The 18,498-nt window shown below is 73.0% G+C and carries 24 protein-coding genes; 14 read left to right on the top strand and 10 right to left on the bottom strand.

The genetic code is table 11. From position 1 onward, the window contains the following. Positions 1-45: 45 nt before the first annotated feature. From JHAT_RS02130 to JHAT_RS02115, 4 genes are all read right to left on the bottom strand, one after another. On the bottom strand, positions 46-555 hold the full coding sequence (locus tag JHAT_RS02130; RefSeq protein ID WP_077796281.1) for a hypothetical protein: 510 nt from the start codon (positions 553-555) through the stop codon (positions 46-48). Between the two features lie 131 nt (positions 556-686). After that, positions 687-1,055: a DUF6479 family protein gene (locus JHAT_RS02125; RefSeq protein WP_077796280.1), complete on the bottom strand. Its 369-nt coding sequence runs from the start codon at positions 1,053-1,055 to the stop codon at positions 687-689. Between the two features lie 114 nt (positions 1,056-1,169). After that, positions 1,170-1,448, bottom strand: a complete 279-nt coding sequence (locus JHAT_RS02120) for a twin-arginine translocase TatA/TatE family subunit (RefSeq protein WP_077796279.1) — start codon at positions 1,446-1,448, stop codon at positions 1,170-1,172. Between the two features lie 103 nt (positions 1,449-1,551). Further along, a complete protein-coding gene (locus tag JHAT_RS02115; protein ID WP_077796278.1) occupies positions 1,552-2,532 on the bottom strand; it encodes a sporulation protein in 981 nt (326 codons plus the stop codon). 284 nt (positions 2,533-2,816) lie between these two features. Between JHAT_RS02115 and JHAT_RS02110 the strand changes: the two genes are divergently transcribed. The 8 genes from JHAT_RS02110 to JHAT_RS02075 all read left to right on the top strand — a co-directional run bounded on the left by JHAT_RS02110 (position 2,817) and on the right by JHAT_RS02075 (position 8,636). Next, positions 2,817-4,205 carry a hemolysin family protein gene (locus JHAT_RS02110; RefSeq protein ID WP_077796277.1) on the top strand — a complete coding sequence of 463 codons (1,389 nt, stop codon included), beginning with the start codon at positions 2,817-2,819 and terminating at the stop codon, positions 4,203-4,205. Then, positions 4,202-5,224, top strand: coding sequence for a hemolysin family protein (locus JHAT_RS02105; protein WP_077796276.1), 1,023 nt, complete (start codon positions 4,202-4,204; stop codon positions 5,222-5,224). The genes JHAT_RS02110 and JHAT_RS02105 overlap by 4 nt, the downstream gene beginning before the upstream one ends. A gap of 462 nt (positions 5,225-5,686) precedes the next feature. Further along, positions 5,687-5,890 carry a cold-shock protein gene (locus tag JHAT_RS02100; protein WP_003975194.1) on the top strand — a complete coding sequence of 68 codons (204 nt, stop codon included), beginning with the start codon at positions 5,687-5,689 and terminating at the stop codon, positions 5,888-5,890. A 203-nt stretch (positions 5,891-6,093) separates the two neighbouring features. Then, a complete protein-coding gene (locus tag JHAT_RS02095; protein WP_077796275.1) occupies positions 6,094-6,528 on the top strand; it encodes a Tat pathway signal sequence domain protein in 435 nt (144 codons plus the stop codon). Continuing rightward, positions 6,525-7,181 (top strand): class F sortase, encoded by a 657-nt coding sequence (locus JHAT_RS02090; RefSeq protein WP_077796274.1) that lies wholly within the window; start codon positions 6,525-6,527, stop codon positions 7,179-7,181. The genes JHAT_RS02095 and JHAT_RS02090 overlap by 4 nt, the downstream gene beginning before the upstream one ends. Positions 7,182-7,245: 64 nt before the next feature. Continuing rightward, positions 7,246-7,737, top strand: a complete 492-nt coding sequence (locus JHAT_RS02085; protein ID WP_077796273.1) for an RNA polymerase sigma factor — start codon at positions 7,246-7,248, stop codon at positions 7,735-7,737. Continuing rightward, positions 7,721-8,239 (top strand): hypothetical protein, encoded by a 519-nt coding sequence (locus JHAT_RS02080; protein WP_077796272.1) that lies wholly within the window; start codon positions 7,721-7,723, stop codon positions 8,237-8,239. The genes JHAT_RS02085 and JHAT_RS02080 overlap by 17 nt, the downstream gene beginning before the upstream one ends. Before the next feature lie 34 nt (positions 8,240-8,273). Further along, positions 8,274-8,636: a DUF952 domain-containing protein gene (locus JHAT_RS02075; protein WP_077796271.1), complete on the top strand. Its 363-nt coding sequence runs from the start codon at positions 8,274-8,276 to the stop codon at positions 8,634-8,636. A 38-nt stretch (positions 8,637-8,674) separates the two neighbouring features. Here the strand turns inward: JHAT_RS02075 and JHAT_RS02070 are convergent, their stop codons facing one another. From JHAT_RS02070 to JHAT_RS02055, 4 genes are all read right to left on the bottom strand, one after another. Beyond that, positions 8,675-8,995: an SCO5918 family protein gene (locus tag JHAT_RS02070; protein ID WP_077796270.1), complete on the bottom strand. Its 321-nt coding sequence runs from the start codon at positions 8,993-8,995 to the stop codon at positions 8,675-8,677. A gap of 158 nt (positions 8,996-9,153) precedes the next feature. Next, a complete protein-coding gene (locus JHAT_RS02065) occupies positions 9,154-10,758 on the bottom strand; it encodes a DEAD/DEAH box helicase (RefSeq protein ID WP_077796269.1) in 1,605 nt (534 codons plus the stop codon). Positions 10,759-11,026: 268 nt separating this feature from the next. Beyond that, on the bottom strand, positions 11,027-11,230 hold the full coding sequence (locus JHAT_RS02060; RefSeq protein ID WP_077796268.1) for a cold-shock protein: 204 nt from the start codon (positions 11,228-11,230) through the stop codon (positions 11,027-11,029). 400 nt (positions 11,231-11,630) lie between these two features. Further along, positions 11,631-11,894, bottom strand: coding sequence for a GlsB/YeaQ/YmgE family stress response membrane protein (locus JHAT_RS02055; RefSeq protein WP_077796267.1), 264 nt, complete (start codon positions 11,892-11,894; stop codon positions 11,631-11,633). Positions 11,895-12,019: 125 nt separating this feature from the next. Between JHAT_RS02055 and JHAT_RS02050 the strand changes: the two genes are divergently transcribed. Further along, the gene (locus JHAT_RS02050) at positions 12,020-12,406 is read left to right on the top strand and encodes a BlaI/MecI/CopY family transcriptional regulator (RefSeq protein WP_171990700.1); all 387 of its coding nucleotides are present in this window, start codon (positions 12,020-12,022) and stop codon (positions 12,404-12,406) included. Positions 12,407-12,572: 166 nt separating this feature from the next. Here JHAT_RS02050 and JHAT_RS02045 read toward each other — a convergent pair whose 3' ends face one another. Further along, positions 12,573-13,157, bottom strand: coding sequence for a TerD family protein (locus JHAT_RS02045; protein WP_077796265.1), 585 nt, complete (start codon positions 13,155-13,157; stop codon positions 12,573-12,575). 195 nt (positions 13,158-13,352) lie between these two features. Further along, entirely contained in the window at positions 13,353-14,129 is a 777-nt protein-coding gene (locus tag JHAT_RS02040) for a polysaccharide deacetylase family protein (RefSeq protein WP_077796264.1), read from the bottom strand. 776 nt (positions 14,130-14,905) lie between these two features. On the opposite strand from JHAT_RS02040, the gene JHAT_RS02030 reads away from it, so the two are divergent. The 5 genes from JHAT_RS02030 (at position 14,906) to JHAT_RS02010 (ending at position 18,327) form a co-directional block, all read left to right on the top strand. Continuing rightward, positions 14,906-16,117: a Shedu anti-phage system protein SduA domain-containing protein gene (locus JHAT_RS02030; protein ID WP_107481793.1), complete on the top strand. Its 1,212-nt coding sequence runs from the start codon at positions 14,906-14,908 to the stop codon at positions 16,115-16,117. Continuing rightward, complete coding sequence (locus tag JHAT_RS02025) at positions 16,114-16,437, top strand: hypothetical protein (protein WP_077796263.1); 324 nt, start codon at positions 16,114-16,116, stop codon at positions 16,435-16,437. The genes JHAT_RS02030 and JHAT_RS02025 overlap by 4 nt, the downstream gene beginning before the upstream one ends. 235 nt (positions 16,438-16,672) lie before the next feature. Further along, positions 16,673-17,239: a hypothetical protein gene (locus JHAT_RS02020; RefSeq protein WP_077796262.1), complete on the top strand. Its 567-nt coding sequence runs from the start codon at positions 16,673-16,675 to the stop codon at positions 17,237-17,239. Between the two features lie 381 nt (positions 17,240-17,620). Next, positions 17,621-17,887 (top strand): CopG family transcriptional regulator, encoded by a 267-nt coding sequence (locus JHAT_RS02015; RefSeq protein WP_077796261.1) that lies wholly within the window; start codon positions 17,621-17,623, stop codon positions 17,885-17,887. Next, on the top strand, positions 17,884-18,327 hold the full coding sequence (locus JHAT_RS02010) for a PIN domain-containing protein (RefSeq protein WP_077796260.1): 444 nt from the start codon (positions 17,884-17,886) through the stop codon (positions 18,325-18,327). Before JHAT_RS02015 ends, JHAT_RS02010 begins: the two co-directional genes overlap by 4 nt. Positions 18,328-18,498: the final 171 nt, after the last annotated feature.

Below are 18,498 nucleotides of genomic sequence, written 5' to 3'. Positions count from 1 at the left end.
GCGGTGCGGCGTGCGCGGCCCGCCCGGTGCGGGCCGCGCGGTCCCTCAGTAGCGCACCGCGCGGGCCACCACCGTCCGCACGTCCCCGGACAGGTCGTGACTGCTGCGGGCGGTGGCGCTGCCGGACCGGCCGGCGGGAACGTCGTCGACGGTGACGACGACCGTGTCGAGCAGGGTGCCGTCGGGGCTGGTGAAGTTCACCTGCACCGCGAAGGACTTCGTCCCGTCCGCGGTGTTGTGGACGGTGACGTCGACCGCGGTGCGCCCGTCGGTGCCGGTCTTCGGCGTCCCGGCCTTCACGTCGCCCTTGACGTCGGCGCCCCCCGTGATGTCCTCGAGCCACCGGCCGGCCTCCGCCGTCGCCGAGGCCAGGGCGTCCGAGCCCTCGGAGGCGAGCGAGGACGCGGCCGACGCGGCCCGGCTGACCGCCGCGCTCGCGGGATCCGTGGGGACGCCGCCGTCGCCGTCGCCACCGTCGTCGGAGCAGCCCGCCAGCGCGGTGGCCGTCAGCAGCGCCACCACCGCCGCCGTCCTGAACGTCCGGGGACCGGCCATGTCGCCTCCAGGGACCTCGTACGCGTCAGCCCCCGCGAGGACACGCGGGGGTCCCTCCAGTCAAGGTCCCCCGGCGCCGGACCGCACGCCGACGTCCGCCCGGACGAGGCCGGACGGACGGCGGCGGAGGGTCAGATGCGTCCCGGGCTGCCGCTGCCGAAGGAGCCGCTCGATCCCGGCAGCCAACGGCGCCGGCTCTGGTCCGTTCCTCGTCGGCTGCCCGCGTGGTGGAGCTGGTACGGCATCAGCCGTGGGCTCCCGTCGGTACTCAGCGGGATCTCGTCCGGTTCCCGGATCTCCCGTTCCTCGTAGACGGGGCCGGTGGGGGGAAGGTGAGGCTGTTCGTCGGCGTGGGGGCGGGGCGATTCCTGCTCCATGGCCCTCATGCCGATGCGTACGGCCAGGATCAGCACGCCCGCGACCACCAGTCCGCCGATGAAGGCACCGGTCAGGTTGAGCGCGTGCGAAGCGGCCAGCAGTTCATACGTTGCCGTACTCATGTTCTGATTATGTACCCCAGTTGGGGATAAAGCGCCCGATATGTCCCGGCGAGGGGAGGCGGCGGAGGTCCGGTATCCGGTCCGTGCGTCCCCGGGCCGGGTCGCCGAGTGCCCTCAGGCCCGGGCGTCGCCCCGGCCCGGTCCGGTGCCGGTGTCTCCGGTGCCGGCGTCTCCCGTGCCGGTGGCGCCGCCGCCGGTGTCCTCGCGCCGGACCGTCTCGCCGGGGATCACGCGCGGCGTCCCCGGGGCCCGCTCGTCCTCCGCCGCCCGGGCCTCCGCCTTGAGGATGCGCGCCGACCTGCCCGCCGAGCGGGTCAGACCGGGGAGCTTCTTGACGGCGAGGACGGCTATGACGACGACGAGAACGATCGCGAACTCGCTCAGTCCGAACACGGGACTCCCCAGGTGGCGTGCGGTCCGGGCCCGCGTCGCGGGCCCGGTCGGAATCTACGGCAGGAAGGGCCCCGGGTCGATCGGGGCCCGGCGGTGCCGCCGCTCACCCCTCTTCTGCCTCCCCTTCGTCGCCCTCGAGGAAGTCCACGATCTCGTCCACGGTCTCGGCCGCCACCATGCCGCCGACGACGCCCACCGCGAACCCGGCCGCACCCGCCGCGACGGCGGTGCCGGCGCCCGGGCCGGAGCGGTGCCCCGGCTCGTGCCCGTTCCCGCCCCCGTGCCCGTACACGGCGTGGGAGCCGTAGGACGCCCGGTGTTCGACGAGCTCCCGGACCCAGCCGTCGACGAGGGCGTCCCAGTCCTGCGCCGCGGTCCCCTCGTGCGGCACGGTGAAGCGGCTCAGGGCGTCGTGGCCGTCCCCGGGGCGCCCGCCGCGCTTGTCCGCCTCCAGGACCACCTCCAGCCCGCCGGGCGCGGCCAGGAAGGTCAGCTCGATCTCGTCGACCTGGTGGGCGTACCGCGGGGCCGGGGTGAGCTCGATCTCCTGGTGGAAGGGCAGCCGCTGCCCGGTGCCGCCGATGCGGCCGTGCTCCAGGCCGGCGGAGCGGAAGCCGAAGTCGAGCCGCCCGAGCGCGTCCAGGACGGCCTCCTGCGCGGGCAGGGGCGCCACGGCCAGCGGGTCGAGGTCGCCCTTGTCCCGGGCGCCGGCGACCGCCAGCTCGGTGCGCACGCCGAGGGCGGCGCCCAGCGGCCGCCCGTGCAGCTCGGTGACCGGGGTCTCCCAGGGCAGCGTCACCGTGAAGGGCACGCTGCGCCGCTCGTCGGCGGCCAGCCGGAAGCCGCCGCCGACGGTGAACCGGTCGAAGGTGACGACGCCCTCGCTCCCCCCGTCCGCGTGCTCGGCCCCGACCCGGGCCACCAGTTCCAGGACGACGTGCTCGACGTCGACGTCCGTGGTGCCGCCGACGAGGTCGACCCGGCCCGTCAGCGCACCGCCCGGCCGGGCCGCCGCCGGGTCGAGGGCGGTGTCCACCGTGGGACCGCCCACGCCGAGGGGACCGAGCAGCCGCTTGAACACCATCGAGGCGTTCACTCCTTCACGTTCGTGCCGGGGGACGTGCGTGCGGGGAACAACCGGAACCGTCCGGCCGTTCTCTACAGGCGAGTAGAAGCATAGGGGTCCGCGGACTCCCGCTTTCTTTGCTCGTCCTTTACCCTGTGAGGGAAACCTCGGGCGGACCGCACCGCCCCCACCGACCCCGCTAAGGAGTCCCGTTCCGCAATGGAGCCCCCCAGTACCGGCCGTGCCGACATGGACGGCCCGCCAGTCCCCCTGTATGCGCGTGAGGGAAGCGGGGTGGCGCGGTGACCGAGGTCCTGCTGCTCCTGCTGGCCCTCCTCCTCACCCTGGCCTGCGCGCTCTTCGTCGCGGCCGAGTTCTCGCTCACCACCGTCGAGCGCGGTGACCTGGAGCGGGCCGCCGAGTCCGGTGAGCGCGGCGCCGACGGCGCCCTGAAGGCCGTACGGACCCTGACCCTCCAGCTGTCCGGCGCCCAGCTCGGCATCACCGTGACCTCGCTGGTCATCGGCATGCTCGCCGAGCCGTCGCTCGCGGTGCTGCTGCGCGGCCCGCTGACGGCGATCGGCCTGGGCGGTGCCGCCTCCACGGTGGCGACCGTGCTCGGCGTGGCCGTCTCCACCGTCGTCCTGATGGTCGTCGGCGAGCTGGTCCCCAAGAACTGGGCGATCTCCAGCCCGCTGGCGGTCGCCAAGGCCGTCGCCGGTCCGCAGCGCGGCTTCACCACCGCGTTCGGTCCCTTCATCCGGCACCTGAACGACACGGCGAACCGTTTCGTCCGCCGCTTCGGCCTGGAACCGGCCGAGGAGCTGGCCTCCGCCCGCAGCCCCGAGGAGCTGGTCGCCCTCGCCCGGCACTCGGCCGCCGAGGGCGCCCTGGAGGCGGACTCCGCCGAGCTGTTCGTGCGCACCCTGCACCTGAGCGAGCTGACCGCGCAGAACGTCATGACCCCGCGCGTGGACGTCAAGGCCCTGGAGGCCCACGCCACCGCCGCGGACGCGGCCGCCCTCGCCCACGCCACCGGCCTGTCCCGCTTCCCGGTCCACCGGGGCGGCCTGGACGAGGTCGTCGGCACCGTCCACATCCGCGACGTGCTGGCCCTGGAGCCCGAGCGGCGCGCGGTCACCCCGGTCACCGAGCTGGCCACCGCGCCGCTCCTGGTGCCGGACAGCCTGCCCGCCGACCGCCTCCTGGAGCGCATGCGCGCCACCCGCACCATGGCCGTCGTCATCGACGAGTACGGCGGCACCGCGGGCGTGGCGACCGTCGAGGACATCGTGGAGGAGGTCGTCGGCGAGGTGCGCGACGAGCACGACCCCGTCGAGGCGCCCGACCTGCTGCCCGTCCCCGCCCCGGCGGACGGCCGCGCGGCCTGGGAGGCCGACGGCTCGCTCCGGCTGGACCGGCTCACGGAGATCGGCCTGACCGCGCCCGACGGCCCCTACGAGACCCTGGCCGGCCTCGTCGCCACCCACCTGGCGCGCATCCCCGCCGTGGGCGACGTCATCGACCTGGACGGCTGGCGCCTGGACGTGCTGGACGTCGACCACCACCGCGCCGACCGCCTGCGCGTCACCGCCCCCGCACGGCCCGAGCCGGCCGCGGAGCCGGTGGAGCCGGTGGAGCCGGTGGCCGCCGACCGGTCGTCCCGCCGGGAGCCGGAGGTGGCCCGATGACCGCCGTGCAGCTCCTCGTCGGCGCCCTGACGCTGCTGACCAACGCGTTCTTCGTGGGCGGCGAGTTCGCCCTGATCTCCGTGCGTCGCAGCCAGATCGAGCCGCGCGCCGAGGCGGGCGACAAGCGGGCCCGGATGACCCTGTGGGGGCTGGAGCACCTGTCGGCCGTGATGGCGACGGCCCAGCTCGGCATCACGGTCTCCTCCCTGGTGCTCGGCGCGGTCGCGGAACCGGCCATCGCGCACCTGATGGAGCCGGTCTTCGAGGCCGTCCACATGCCGCACGCGCTGGTCCACCCCGTGGCCTTCGCCCTCGCCCTGGCCCTCGCGACCTATCTGCACATGCTGATCGGCGAGATGATCCCGAAGAACATCGCGCTGGCCGCCCCGGTGACCGTCGCGCTGGTCCTCGGCCCGCCGCTGGTCGCCCTCACCCGGGCCCTGAAGCCGGTCGTCCTCGGCATCAACGCCTTCGCCAACACGCTGCTCAGGCTGCTGCGGGTGGAGCCGAAGGACGAGGTCGAGGCCGTCTTCACCGACGACCAGCTGGCCCGCATGGTCGTCGACGCCAGCGAGGCCGGGCTGCTGACCCCGGCCGACGGCGAGCGCCTGCGGGACGCGCTGGAGCTGGGCACCCGCCCGGTCGGCGAGATCCTGGTCCCCACGCCCAGGATGCGCACCGTCCCGCACACCATCACCCCGGCCGGACTGGAGCGCCTGGCCGCCGAGGCGGGCTACTCCCGCTTCCCGGTCACCGGCCCCGGCGGCACCGTGCTCGGCTACCTGCACATCAAGGACACCCTGGGCGTCACCGACCGCGACCGCCCCTTCCCCCGTGGCGCCCTGCACCGGGTCACCCGGGTCCGCATCGACACCCCCCTCGACGACACCCTCACCGCCCTGCGCGCCGAGGGCAGCCACCTGGCCGCGGTCACCGGCGGGACGGGCACGGTCCTGGGCTTCGTGACGATGGAGGACGTCCTGACGGAACTGGTGGGGCCGGCGCCGGTGGCGTCGTGACCTGACAGGCGCGACACGGCGACGGCGGACCACGCGGAACGTGGTCCGCCGTCGCCGTATGTGTGTCCGCCGCGGCAGATATCCGACGGGCACGACGGGAGTTCAGGTGCGGGGAAACGGATTTCCACGGCGGCCCGCGCCACGGCGGGTCGCGCCCCCGGCGGACCGCGCCGCGCCGCCCGGGCGGTCCGGACGGTCCGGCGGCGTCCACGGTGACGGGGGAAAATCTGATACCGGCGAAACAGATATTCACGGGTAAGCGAGAAGACAACTGCATTCCCATTCCCGCGGTGATTTTCGCCGTGTTTTTTCACCCGGGTCTCCGGGCCATTTCGTGCTAGGGTCGACATCAGTTGCAGTTGTGGTTGCCATGTGCGTTACCGGTTTTCCGGGCAGGTGATCATCGCAGCGATGGGAGGACTCGCACGGTGCGGGTCCCCAGCACTGCCTAGGAGAAAAAACATGGCTTCCGGTACCGTGAAGTGGTTCAACGCCGAAAAGGGCTTCGGTTTCATCGCGCAGGACGGCGGCGGCGCCGACGTCTTCGCCCACTACTCGAACATCGCCACCCAGGGCTTCCGTGAGCTCCAGGAGGGCCAGCGGGTGAACTTCGACGTCACGCAGGGCCAGAAGGGCCCGCAGGCGGAGAACATCGTTCCCGCGTAACACGCGCGAACCGCACAGGAGGGCCCGCACCGTACGGTGCGGGCCCTCCTGCGTGTGCGGGCACCGACGACTTTGCCATCTCTTTGCAACCCGCTCCGTCGCCGCCTCGTCTCTCCGCTCGATCCGCGATCCACGCGACCACGCGTCCCCGCCCGCCGACCACGGGCGGGCGGGCGGACCGACCGACGAGAGAGAGCGACCCGATGCGCCGCACCGTCCTCAGTGCCCTGGCCCTCGCGTGCACCGCCGTACTGGCGAGCACCGTCCCCGCGTTCGCCGACGACCCGACCACCGCACCCGGCAGTGGGCCGAGCCCGGTGCCGTCCGTCAGCTCCCCGGCCACCGAGCCGAGCGAGGTGCCGAGCCCCGTGCCGTCCGTCAGCCACCCGGCCACCGAGCCGAGCGAGGTGCCGGTGCCGGTGCCGTCCGTCAGCTCCCCGCCCGCGGCCGCCGCGCCGGGCGGGTCCTCGGGCGGTCAGGTCTCCACCGTGCCCGAGGGCGCGCCCGACACCGGCGCGACGGACCCGTCGTCCTCCGGGAACGGTGACGTGCTCGTCGGCGCGGGCGCCGGCACGCTGCTCGTCGCGGGCGGCGCGGTCGCCTTCGTCGTACGCCGCCGCCGGGCGACCGGGGCGTGACCGCGTTCTCCGGGCGCGCCCTGACCGGTCTCGTCCTGGCCTCGCTGCTCGTGGGCTGCGGCGGCGGGCACGGGACCGAGGAGGCCGCCACCCCACCGCCCGCGCGCACGGCGCCCCCCGCGCGGTCCCACGACGGGCCGGTGCGGCCCCTGGCGCGGTCGGTCCCGGTCGGCCTGCGCATCCCGGCCATCGGGGTCGACACCCCGGTGATGCGGCTGGGGCTGGAACCGGACGGCACGGTGCAGGTGCCGCCCCTCACGGACCACGACCGTGCGGGCTGGTACCGGCATTCGCCCACGCCGGGCCAGGTGGGGCCGTCGGTCGTCCTCGGCCACGTCACGGTCGGCAGCCACGGGGACGGCGTCTTCCGCCACCTCGCGCGGCTGCGCCCCGGCGACCGGATCGAGGCGCGCCTGGAGAACGGCACGGTCCCGGTGTTCACCGTCACGTCCGTGCGCACGGTGGCGAAGGCCCACTTCCCGACCCGGGACGTCTACGGCGACGTGGACCGCCCGGAGCTGCGGCTCATCACGTGCGGCGGCCCGCACGACGGCGACGGCTACCGGGACAACGTCATCGTCTTCGCCGAGCTGACCGCCACGACCACGACCACGGCGGCGGCCGGCGCGCAGACGGCTTCCGCACCGTCGTGACCACGGGAACGCGCACCCCCGCGCGGGCGTCTTCCCCCCGGCCCCCACACGACCATGGAGAGCGTTGAAACGGTCCCGTGACAGGGCGGCGTCCGAGCTGTTCGCCGCCCTCTACCCCCGCCTGGCCGGCTGGTGCCGCCGCCTCGTCGACGACGACGGGACGGCCCACGAGATCGCCTCGGAGGCGTTCACCCGGCTCTGGGCCCGCTGGACGTCCGTGGACGAGCCGCGCGGTTTCCTCTACGTCACCGCCGCCAACCTCGTCCGCGACCACTGGCGCAAACTGGAGCGCGAGCGCCGGGCCGTGCGCCGGGTCACCGCGGAGGTCGCGGTCCGCCCGCATTCCGAGCAGGCCGACCCCTCGGTGCGCCTGCTCGTGCAGTCCCTGCCGGAGCGACTGCGCGTGCCGATCCTCCTCCACTACTACGCTGACATGCCGATCCGGGAGGTGTCCGCGCTGACCGGGCGCAAGGAAGGAACCGTCAAGGCCGACCTGCACGCGGCCCGCGAACTGCTCCGCGTCCATCTGAGGAGAAGCCTTGACCACACGCTTTGAGGACGATCCGGACGGCCCGGAGTACGCACACGACGATCCGTACGACCCGCTGCTGGTGGTCCTGAGTCCGGAGCCGGACTTCCTGGGCCCGCCGCCGGGCCGCTACGAGGCGATCCGCCGGGCGGCGTCCCGACGCCGCCTGCTGCGGGCCGCCGCCGGGGCCGCGGCGACCTGTGCCGCCGTCGCCGCCCTGTTCACGCTGCCCGTCCCGTGGACGGACCCCGGCCCGCCGGCCCGCCCGGCCGTACCGCTGGCACCCCCGGCCGCCCCCTCGCCGTCGCCGTCCGCGCCGTCTCCGTCGCCGTCGACGTCCGCGCCTTCCCCGTCCGACGTCCCGTCCCGGGACCCGGGCCGGCCGGTCCCCCGTACGTCCGCCCCCGCCGAGCCGTCCGCCGAACCGAGCACGTCGCCGACCGTGGGCCGGCCGGTGCCGGCGACCTCGGTCCCGCCCCCGGGCGGGCCGACGACCCGCCCGGGCACCGCGGCCGCGCCCTCGGCGTGAGGACGCGAGGGCGTACCGCGGGGACAATCGGACGATGATCTATCACGTCGTACCGCTCGCCGACTGGGACGCCGATCCCGGCCGGCCGTACGCGCCCGCGTCGCTCGCCGAGGACGGTTTCGTCCACTGCTCACCGGACGAGGAGACGACCCTCGCCGTCGCCGACGCCTACTACCGCACCGCTCCCCGCCCCCTGCTCGCCCTGGGCATCGACGAGGAGCGGCTCACCTCGCCGTGCGTGTGGGAGGCGGCGGTCCCCGTCCCGCCGCCCGGGGTGGCCGAAGGCACCCTGTTCCCGCACGTGTTCGGCCCGGTCGACCGGGACGCCGTCGAACGGGTCCTGGAGGTCCGGTGGGACGACGAGGGCCGGGCGACCGGTCTGGCCGCCGCCGGCTGACGCCGGGGCCCTCGTCCGTCCCGCGTTCCGACGCGGCCTCAGTCGTCCAGCGGCGAGGCGCCGCCCAGCAGCGCCGACGCGGTCTGCACCGGCGTGGCGGCGGGCGCGGGGTCGGGCACGGCCCCGGGGGCGGGGTGGCAGGTGAAGCCGAGCCGGGCCATGGCCCGGGTGACCTCGCCGCCGGTGAAGTCACGGCGGTCCTGACGGGTGACGACCGCGCCGACCTGCTTGACGGGGTAGCGGCGGCGGCCGATGGTCACGGACTCGCCCGTGACGGGCTCGGGCGTGACGCCCTTCATCGAGCTGATCACTCCGTCCTTGGTCAGGTCGAAGGGGTACCGGGCGATGACACAGCGCATGACGCCTCACAGGGGAAGGGAGGGGATCGGAGGAGCTTGCCGTTCGTGATGGCCGTTCGGCCGGGTGAGGGCCCCGGTGGGGCCCGGTGGTAGAGCCCCGATGGGGGGCCTGGTGGCGGGCCCCGGTGGTGGGGCCCGGTCCACTGCCGGCCTGGGCCTTAGGCGGCCGAGCCGCCGGCGGACTGCCGCCGCGGCCTGCGCCGGGGCGCCTCCCCGGCGGTCCGCCCCTGGGCGGAACCACCCTGCGGGGACCGGCCCTGTCCGGTGCGCCCCTGGCCGGTGCCGCCGCCCTGCGCGGTGCGGCCCTGTCCGGTGCCGCGGCCACGGCGGCCACGGGACGAGGAGCCCCCGGACGCGGCGCGTCGGGGACGCTCCACGACCGGCGCGGTGATGACGACGGGGACACCGGTCGGCGCCTGCGCGCCGGTGATGCGGGTCAGCTCCGCCTCGCCCGACCGGACCGGGGTGATCTGCGGAGTGATGCCGGCCGCCGCCATCAGCCGGCTGATGTCACGCCGCTGGCCGGGGGTGACCAGGGTGACGACGCTGCCGGACTCGCCCGCGCGGGCCGTACGGCCGCCGCGGTGCAGGTAGTCCTTGTGGTCGGTGGGCGGGTCCACGTTGACGACCAGGTCGAGGTTGTCGACGTGGATGCCGCGGGCCGCGACGTTGGTCGCCACCAGCGCCGTGACGTGTCCGTCCTTGAACTGGGCGAGGGTGCGCGTGCGCTGCGGCTGGGACTTGCCGCCGTGCAGGCCCGCCGCGCGGACGCCGCTGTTCAGCAGGTGCTTCACCAGCTTGTCCACGGCGTGCTTGGTGTCCAGGAACATGATGACCCGGCCGTCGCGCGCCGCGATCTCGGTGGTCGTGCGGTGCTTGTCCGTGTCGTGCACGTGCAGCACGTGGTGCTCCATCGTGGTGACCGCGCCGGCCGACGGGTCGACGGAGTGGACCACGGGGTCGGTCAGGTAGCGCTTCACCAGCCGGTCGACGTTGCGGTCGAGGGTGGCGGAGAAGAGCAGCCGCTGCCCGTCGGGGCGCACCTGGTCGAGCAGGGCGGTGACCTGGGGCATGAAGCCCATGTCGGTCATCTGGTCGGCCTCGTCCAGGACCGTGGTCTCGACGTCGTCCAGCCGGCAGTCGCCCCGGTCGATGAGGTCCTTGAGGCGGCCCGGCGTCGCGACGAGGACCTCGGCCCCCGCCCGCAGGGCGCCGGCCTGCCTGCCGATCGACATGCCGCCCACGACGGTGGCCGACCGCAGGCCCACGGCGCGGGCGTACGGGGCGAGCGCGTCGGTGACCTGCTGGGCGAGTTCGCGGGTGGGGACGAGGACGAGGGCGAGCGGCTGCCGCGGCTCGGCACGGCGTCCCGCCGTACGGGCCAGCAGGGCGAGGCCGAAGGCGAGGGTCTTGCCCGAACCGGTACGGCCGCGGCCGAGCACGTCACGGCCGGCCAGCGAGTTGGGCAGGGTCGCCGCCTGGATCGGGAACGGCACGGTCACGCCCTCGCGGCCGAGCGCGTCCAGCAGGGCCGGCGGCATGTCGAGGTCGGCGAAGGACTCCACGGCGGGCAGCGCCGGAGTGATCGTCTTCGGCAGCGCGAACTCGCCCTGGGGAGCGGCCGGCCGGCGTCCGGAGCCCTGGGCGCGGCGCGGACCGCCGGACCGCCCGGAGCCTTCGGAGAACCGGCCACCGCCCTTGCCGGAGCCCGGGGCTCCGGCGCGGGTGCGGGAGAAGCGGCTGTTCGTTCGTGTGCGGTTCATGGGGAACCTTCCTTGATACGGCACGTATCAAGGGAGTCCCGCGGTGAGGAGCAGCGCAGGGAATCGCAAGAACGAGCCGGCCCCGGTCGGCTTCGGCGAGGTGAGCCGGGCGACCGGGAGAATCGGGTGAATCCGGGGAATCGAAGAATTCAGGGAATGCAATGACCGGGGGAGTCCCGGAGGAATGCGGAATCGCGCCCTGAAACGCGGCGAGCTGGGACCCGCACCCCTCGAGGTGCGGGCCCCAGCTGCGAAGTGCGTGTGAGCGTCAGGCGGGAACGATGTTCTCGGCCGTCGGGCCCTTCTGGCCCTGCGCCACGTCGAACGACACCTTCTGGCCTTCCAGCAGCTCGCGGAAGCCCTGGGCGTTGATGTTCGAGTAGTGGGCGAAGACGTCGGGGCCGCCGCCGTCCTGCTCGATGAAGCCGAAGCCCTTTTCGGCGTTGAACCACTTCACGGTACCGGTGGCCATGATGAATCTCCTTCGGAAACGGTGCTCGGAGCCCGCCCTGTGCGCACTCCGGTCGCCGCGATGATCACCCCGTCGGAAAAACCTTCAGGCAACCACTACTGCAACTGCCATCGACACTAGCACGCCGTGATCTCCCGGACGCGTGGAATAATCCGGCCCCGGACGGCCGGGAGGGGAATATTCTCGGCGTGCCGTGGTGAATTCTTCTCCCGCGGCCACAGATATTGCACCGCTCCGGCCACAGGGTCCGCCGGTGCCGCCGCTGTCCGCACCGCCGTGACCTCCGCCGACGGCCTCGCGGGGGCGCCGGCGCCCGTCCGGGCACGGAGGACGCCGCACACGCGTCCCCGTCCCGGACCGAGACAAGGAGCACACCGGCCGCGGGCGGGGGCGGGGCCCGTCAGCGGCGGGCCCTGGCCCGGTCGAGGGCGACCACGCCGAGCGCCGCGAGGACGATCTGGATGAGCCACTCGACCCAGTCCACGCCCCCGGTGTCGGCGACGCCGAACGCCGCGGCGAGGGCCGAGCCGACGAGGGCGGCCACGATGCCGACCGCGATGGTCCACAGGACGCCGATGCGCTGACGCCCGGGGACCACGAGCCGGCCCAGGACGCCGATGACGATGCCGATCACGACGGCGCTGATGATGCCTGATATCTCCATGCCTGCTCCTCGAGTGGTCCTGCCTCGCCCATGCGGATGCCCGTTCGATGCGCGTGCACTCCGGCCGGCCCGGGCGTCTATACGATGTCCGCCCGAAAGCGGGCGGCGGCGGAACGGAGTGCGGCGTGACGGATCACCGGCGTCCCCGGCGGCGGGGACAGGGCGAACTGGAGGCGCTGGTGCTGTCGGTGCTGCGTGAGGCGGAGGGTCCGGCGACGGCCGGCTGGGTGCGGGAGCGCCTGGGCGGGGACCTGGCCCACACGACGGTGGTCACGATCCTGACCCGGCTGCTGGACAAGGGCGTGGTGAGCAGGGAACGCGCGGGCCGGTCGTTCGCCTGGACGCCGGCCGCGGACCAGGCGGGTCTGGCCGCCCGCAGGATGCGCCGGGTGCTGGACGCGGAGAGCGACCGCGAGGCGGTCCTGGCGAGCTTCGTGGCCGGCCTCGACCCGGCCGACGAGCGACTGCTGCGCGACCTGCTGGGGGACGCGCGGGCCGCGGAGGAGGACTGACGCGGCACGCCTTCCAGGCCGGCCGCCGGACGGTCGCCGGGGACCGGGCGAACGGGCGGACGGGCGGAGGCGGAACCGCCACCGGCACGGAACCCTCCGCAGACCCCGTACCCCGACCCCCGCACCCCGCCCCCCGGGCGACGGCTGCCGCGCCGTCGCTCCCGTACTACTTGCTGACGGCGAACCGCATCAGGGCGTGCTCGTCGCCCTGCTTGATCTTCCCCGTCTCGTTGATCACCTGCAGCTTCCACGTGTCACCGACCCGCACCGCCTTGGCCACGGCGCAGCCGTTGTCCTGGCTGAGCAGGCTGGGCCAGATGTCGGCGACCTGCTGGGAGCTGCCGCCGGTCGCGTCGTAGACCTTGAAGCTGACGTTGCGGGCCTTCTGGAAGGAGCTGCCCTTCTTGTAGGCCGCGGCGACGAACACGATCGACGTGATCGCGGACGGGAGCCGCGCGAACTCGACGGTCACCGTCTCGTCGTCCCCGTCCCCGTGCCCGGTCTGGTTGTCGCCGCTGTGCAGCAGCGAGCCGTTGCCCATCGGGTCGAGCGAGTCGATCCCGGCGAGGCGCACGGGGTCGCCGCCCTGCATGGCGATGGCGATCAGGTCCAGGTCGGTACCGGTCTTGCGGCGCAGCTTGCCCATGACCCCGCCGCTGCTTCCGGCGGTCGGGTCCCAGGAGACGCCGATGGACAGATGGGTCACTCCGTCCAGGTCGGCCGGGCCGTCTTCCTTGGTGAGCGTGATCATGCGCGAGTCCTCCTCTGTCAACGGAACTACACCGCAGAGTCTGCCTGGCGCGCGGCGATTCCGGGACGATGGGGCGGTATCGCGCGGCCTCAGCTGGTGTCCGAGTGCGGTTCCGGGCGGCCGGAGCCGCCCGTGTCCCTCGTTTCCTTCGCCCTCGGCCGGGTGGTCGAGGGCCTCCGGCACCCTGGTGCGGGATCAGCGCACCGGGAAGCCGAAGGAGTAGCCCTGCTCCTCGAGCCGGGGCAGGACGCGGCGCAGGGCCTCGACGGTCTGGGAACGGTCGCCCCCCGCGTCGTGGAAGAGGACCGTCGGCCCGTTGGGGAGCTCCCGCTCCACGGTGGCGACGATGGCGTCCGTGCCCGGTCGCTCGAAGTCCTTGGTGTCCACGTTCCAGCCCAGCGGGCGCATGCCGTGGGAGGCGGCGAGCTTGCGGCTGTAGGGGGTGAAGGCGCCGCCCGGTGCCCGGTAGTACATCGGCCGCACGCCCCCGGACGCCTCGACGATCATGCGTTCGGCGTCGAGGATCTCCTGCGACTGGTAGGCCTCGGACTTCTTGTCCATGGCGGTGTCGTGCGAGACCGAGTGGTTGCACAGCCGGTGCCCCGCCGCGACCACGTCCTTCACGAGGTCCGGGTGGGCCTGCGCCTGCGTCCCCGTCATGCAGAAGGTGGCCTTCACCCCGTACTCCCGCAGCACGTCGAGCACTTGGGGCGTCCACGCGGGGTCCGGACCGTCGTCGATGGTGATGTTGACGCCGCGCGCCCCCGCGTCCGAGGCGTGTGCGATGGTCACCGCGACCTTCTCGACGGCACCGCCCGGCGTGGCCGACGCGGTCGCCTTCGGCGTCGACGAAGCGCCCACGGAGTCGGCCTGCGCGGTCCACACCGACGCACCGACGGCGAGCAGCGTCACCCCGACCGCCGCCCCGACGACCTTGCCGTACCAGCCCCGTCCGCCACTGTGCCGTGCCATGCCCGCCCCGCCTTCCCGCAGTTGTCCGCCTCGATCACCTCGAGTCCACCTGACAGGACGGAGAAAGGCGGCCACAGGATGCGTCCGTTACCGATCACGGACAATTCCGGGGAAGTTCGCGGACAACCCGGGGGCCGCCGGGCGATCGAGGCGGCGGCCGGGCCGTGGCCCCTGCCCTGGGGGACTCCCCGGGGAAGGGCGCTGCCGAAGTCGTAAGTCGTATTCCACCGGGCCGCGTTCCTCCTCCCGGGCCCGGACACTGCGTGGCGGCCCGTCGGGGGCGGGTGGGGGGGATCCGTGGTGCCGGTTCCCGGTCGGGCGGAGGCAGGGTGTGGACGCCCGGTCGCGGTCGCGCACGGTCCGGACGGGGCGTCAGACGTCCCGGATGACGACGCGGTCACCGCAGAGCCCGGCCCAGTCGTCCCTGTCCGAGGTGAGGACGACGGCCGGAGCCGGGAGAGGTACCAGTGCAGGCGCGGCATGTCGGTCTTGCCGTGTACCGCCTCGACGACGGTCAGCGCCGGGACGCGGACGGGCAACCCCGCTCTGCGGGTCGCCTCGATCCGGGCCGTCATCGCGCTGTCGCCGCGCAGGAACAGCGACAGCACCGCGAGTCGAGGACGACCGAGCGAGGGCGCGGGAGTTCTTCGGGGCTGGTGAGGCAAGAGCAGTGCTGTTGGCCGTGGCTGCCTCCCGGGCGCAGGTCACGGCGGATGCCGGAGAGCAGGACGACTTCGGCAGGCGTGACTGTCGGTGCCCGGTCCTAGGGTGTCGGGGTGACTACCTTTCGGTCCAGCTTCACGCTCTGGCGCATGGTCCGGGCGGCACGTGAGCTCGCGGAGGAGGCGCTTGTCCGGCGCCGCATCGACGCGGTGCTGGACGTCATGGAGGGGCCCGGCGGGAAGTACGGCAAGGGCAGGCCACTGGTGGACGCCTTGAACGACGTGGCCCAAGAGGCGATCCTCTGCGGGGACTTCGACCTCGCCCAGCGCTTTCAGCGGTTCGCCGCGTATGCCGGCGGCGAGATGTTCCTCGAGATCCTGGAGCACTACTACGACGAGGATGCCCGACGTCGCCACGAGGAGGGCATGCGGAGGTGGGCCGCCCTGGGGGCCGACCGGGCGGTCGCTGCTCTCGATGTCCTGTGCCGGGAGAACCCCGACGCGACAGCGGCAGACGCCCGGGACTTCTTCCGTGGCATAGCTCGGTCGGTCGACCACATGGCCCTCGGGAAGGGGGAGGGCGGCATCCAGCTCTCCGGCCGAGACGTGAGGCGACTCCAGCAGTACGGCCACATGGAGACAGTGCTGCGCAACCTGCCCCGGCCCGCCTCCGCCGAGGCCGCGCTGATGTTGGACGACGCCCTGGCCGATGTCGACGCGGGAATGTTGGCCCAGTTGCTCGAACTGAGAGCAAGGCAGGCCGGTCTGGCTGCCTTGAGTGCCGCGGTGGACGACCCGGAAAGCTCCGAGAGCGTCCTCCACGGGTGTCTGAAGAACCAGGAATGGATCTTCGGCGGGGCCTACGTGGCCGAGCTGGCACGCCGGCAGTACACCCCGGACACCATCCTCGACATCCCGCTCCTGCGCGGCGACGGCTCCCTGCACGTGGTGGAGCTCAAGCGCGCCAACATCAAGAACCTGGTCATACGGGACTCCGGTCACCTCATGCTGGGTGCCCCGGCGCACCGCGCGGTCTCCCAGGCCCAGAACTACCTCCGGGCCATGGACGAGAACCGCCCGAGCATCCTGGCCGAGCACGGAGTCGACACCCGCCGGGCGTCGGCGACGGTCGTGATCGGACACCCGCGGTACGTGACCGGAGGCATCACGGCGCATGAGGTCGCGGAGACGCTGCGGACCTACAACACGCACCAGGGCCGCATAGAAGTGATCACGTACGGGGCGTTGTTGGAATCAGCCGCACGCATGCTCGCCCTGTCGTCGGCCCGGCAGGACACCGACTCGGACGAGGAGCCCACCACATGAACGAGACACCGCCCGCGATCGAACCGCTTCTGGCCGACCTGTGCGGTGGTGAGATCACCGACGAGGACTACGTCGGCTACTTCAGGAACGAACACGGGGAGGACCTCGTGTTCGCTCAGCGTCGGGGCGAGAGGACCGCTCGCCTCTGGCACAGTGACGCGGACTGGGAGGTGCGTCGCGTGGACGACCACTCGATCCGGCTCGACGGCCCGGTGGACGGGATGATCACTGTTTCGGACCTGATCATCGACCGCTCGGAGGCGACCTGGCTGTCCTCCTGCCTTGCCGCTTCCCGTCATCTGCGACGTGGGCGCGTCTGACACGCGCCTTTCCGCTCCCTGGGCCGCTGCCGCGACTTCGGCAGGCGAAGGCCACGCCCCGTGATTCCCCGCGATTCCCCCGCTCGATCCGGTGCGGCCGTGGTGCGGGTCGGCCCACGACGTGCGGTGTCGTACGGCGCAGGAATGGTCCGAGGGAGCGGCGCTCCGACGCGGAGTGCCATTGTCGCCCCCACGCGGGTATGCAGGCCTCAGACGTCTCAGGGCTGGGGGGCATATGGGTGGGATCGTTGACCAGCTGCCGACGCTGTTGGGCGTGGTGGTCGGTGGCCTGATGTCGTACGTGGTGGGGGCGCTGACCGAGCGAAGTCGATGGCGGAGGCAGCAGGAGACACGCTGGGACGGTCAGCTTCTTCAGGCATACAGCGATTACGGCCATGCGGTGAAGGAGTGCGCCACCCGCTACCAGCGGTTTGCCGCACACCGCGGTCTCACCGACCATCCGGCGCCCCTCGAACCGACGGATGCGGAGCTGGAACAGGCCGCGACCGTGGAAGGCCGGAGGGCGACCATGGTGGAGGCTCTCAGTCTCCTGACCGACGCTGCCACGGCTGAGGCGGTGCGAAAGCTCAACCGGTGCGTCTGGCATCTCGAATGGCTCGCTCGCGGGCAGTTGGCCGGCGATCCGGCATCGTGGGCACAGGCTTTCAGTGACTACCGGGCCGCCCGCGTCGAGTTCTACCGGCACGCTCGGCGGAGCCTGCGGATAGCTGAGATCGGTACCTTGCGCGAGATGCCCTGGCCTCCACCCTGGCGGCCGGTTCGAAACCCTTCCGATCCGTAGTTCCGGAGGGATCGGTCACTGAAGGTCGTACGGGTTGCGGGGAGGATCGCGCAGGCCCACCGGCGGGCGGTGAACGCTTCCCCATGGCCCGTCCGTACCTCAGCCGACGACAGCCGGCCACGATGGCGGGGCGCCGACCGATCAGGCGCGCATGTGTGCCTTGCTGTATCCCCACCGGCCTCAGCCACGTTTTCGGGGTACCGACCAGAGCGACCCGCGACGGCAGCCGGTGCCCGCCTCGGGGCGCGCCCGGTCCTGTTGTGCGACTGGCGGGGCGATCGTGCGAGATCGTGTCGTACGCCGCGTACTGGTATGTCGTCGACCGGGACATGGGGAAGTGCGCCGGATACATCAATCCGGTACATGGACTGCTCTTGGTACATGTCCATGAAGCGCACCAACGTCTACGCCGACCCCGAGGACCTGGCGATCATTAAGGAGGCGGCCAAGCGCCGGGGGATGAGCGAGGCCGAGATCATCCGCCAGGACATCCACCTCGCGGCCATGGCGAACAGGGTCTGGGACGAGCCGCTGTTCTCGCGCACCTTCGAGGGGACGGGCCGCACGCCCTCCAAGGCGGAGGTCCGTGACGCGGTCGCCGACGCCGTCCGCCGTGAGACCGACCCGGATTCCGGAACCGCCGCGTGATCATCGTCATCGCCGACACGTCCGGCCTCCTGGCGGCCCTGGACTCGGCCCACCCGGAACACCGGGCGGCGAACGAGGCGATCATGGCGGCCGGCCTCCTGGTCATGTCCCCGTTGCTGCTGGCCGAGCTGGATCACGTCGCCACGCGCGAGTTCGGCAGGGCGGCCGCCCTCGGCGCGGTCGACGACCTCCGGCGCTGGATGGGCCGGGGGCGCGTCGTCATGCCGGAGATCACGGAGGACCACCTGGGCGCCGCCCAGTCCGTCCGTGTCCGCTACCGTGCGCTGGACCTCGACCTCGCTGTCGCGGTCAACGTGGCGCTCGCCGCCGACTACGACACGGACGCGATCCTCACCCTCGACCGACGTGGCTTCCGGGCCGTACGCCCCTTGGGCCACCACAAGGCGTTCCGGGTACTCCCCGACGATCTCCCGCTCTGATACGACGAGAGCCGAACTCGCGCTCTTCGCTCGGGAAGTGGCGGTGCTCGGGCAACTCGTGCGGCTCTGGTACGCACGGATGTTGTGCGGCAGGGTGGGGACGGTCGCTGAGAACACATGCAGTCGTGTCTCCACCATGCTGTCCGCGCTGCGTCGGCCTCACCGCAGGAG

The sequence above is a fragment of the Streptomyces sp. JHA26 genome (assembly GCF_002005565.1).
Classification (GTDB): Bacteria; Actinomycetota; Actinomycetes; order Streptomycetales; family Streptomycetaceae; genus Streptomyces.
This window is presented reverse-complemented; position numbering and strand designations above follow the sequence as displayed.

Excerpts from the sequence above, each read along its gene's own strand:
- JHAT_RS02130 (WP_077796281.1), bottom strand. The coding sequence starts at position 555 with ATGGCCGGTCCCCGGACGTTCAGGACGGCGGCGGTGGTGGCGCTGCTG.
- JHAT_RS02125 (WP_077796280.1), bottom strand. The coding sequence starts at position 1,055 with ATGAGTACGGCAACGTATGAACTGCTGGCCGCTTCGCACGCGCTCAAC.
- JHAT_RS02115 (WP_077796278.1), bottom strand. The coding sequence starts at position 2,532 with ATGGTGTTCAAGCGGCTGCTCGGTCCCCTCGGCGTGGGCGGTCCCACG.
- JHAT_RS02105 (WP_077796276.1), top strand. The coding sequence starts at position 4,202 with ATGACCGCCGTGCAGCTCCTCGTCGGCGCCCTGACGCTGCTGACCAAC.
- JHAT_RS02100 (WP_003975194.1), top strand. The coding sequence starts at position 5,687 with ATGGCTTCCGGTACCGTGAAGTGGTTCAACGCCGAAAAGGGCTTCGGT.
- JHAT_RS02095 (WP_077796275.1), top strand. The coding sequence starts at position 6,094 with ATGCGCCGCACCGTCCTCAGTGCCCTGGCCCTCGCGTGCACCGCCGTA.
- JHAT_RS02075 (WP_077796271.1), top strand. The coding sequence starts at position 8,274 with ATGATCTATCACGTCGTACCGCTCGCCGACTGGGACGCCGATCCCGGC.
- JHAT_RS02070 (WP_077796270.1), bottom strand. The coding sequence starts at position 8,995 with ATGCGCTGTGTCATCGCCCGGTACCCCTTCGACCTGACCAAGGACGGA.
- JHAT_RS02065 (WP_077796269.1), bottom strand. The coding sequence starts at position 10,758 with ATGAACCGCACACGAACGAACAGCCGCTTCTCCCGCACCCGCGCCGGA.
- JHAT_RS02060 (WP_077796268.1), bottom strand. The coding sequence starts at position 11,230 with ATGGCCACCGGTACCGTGAAGTGGTTCAACGCCGAAAAGGGCTTCGGC.
- JHAT_RS02055 (WP_077796267.1), bottom strand. The coding sequence starts at position 11,894 with ATGGAGATATCAGGCATCATCAGCGCCGTCGTGATCGGCATCGTCATC.
- JHAT_RS02045 (WP_077796265.1), bottom strand. The coding sequence starts at position 13,157 with ATGATCACGCTCACCAAGGAAGACGGCCCGGCCGACCTGGACGGAGTG.
- JHAT_RS02040 (WP_077796264.1), bottom strand. The coding sequence starts at position 14,129 with ATGGCACGGCACAGTGGCGGACGGGGCTGGTACGGCAAGGTCGTCGGG.
- JHAT_RS02025 (WP_077796263.1), top strand. The coding sequence starts at position 16,114 with ATGAACGAGACACCGCCCGCGATCGAACCGCTTCTGGCCGACCTGTGC.
- JHAT_RS02020 (WP_077796262.1), top strand. The coding sequence starts at position 16,673 with ATGGGTGGGATCGTTGACCAGCTGCCGACGCTGTTGGGCGTGGTGGTC.
- JHAT_RS02015 (WP_077796261.1), top strand. The coding sequence starts at position 17,621 with ATGTCCATGAAGCGCACCAACGTCTACGCCGACCCCGAGGACCTGGCG.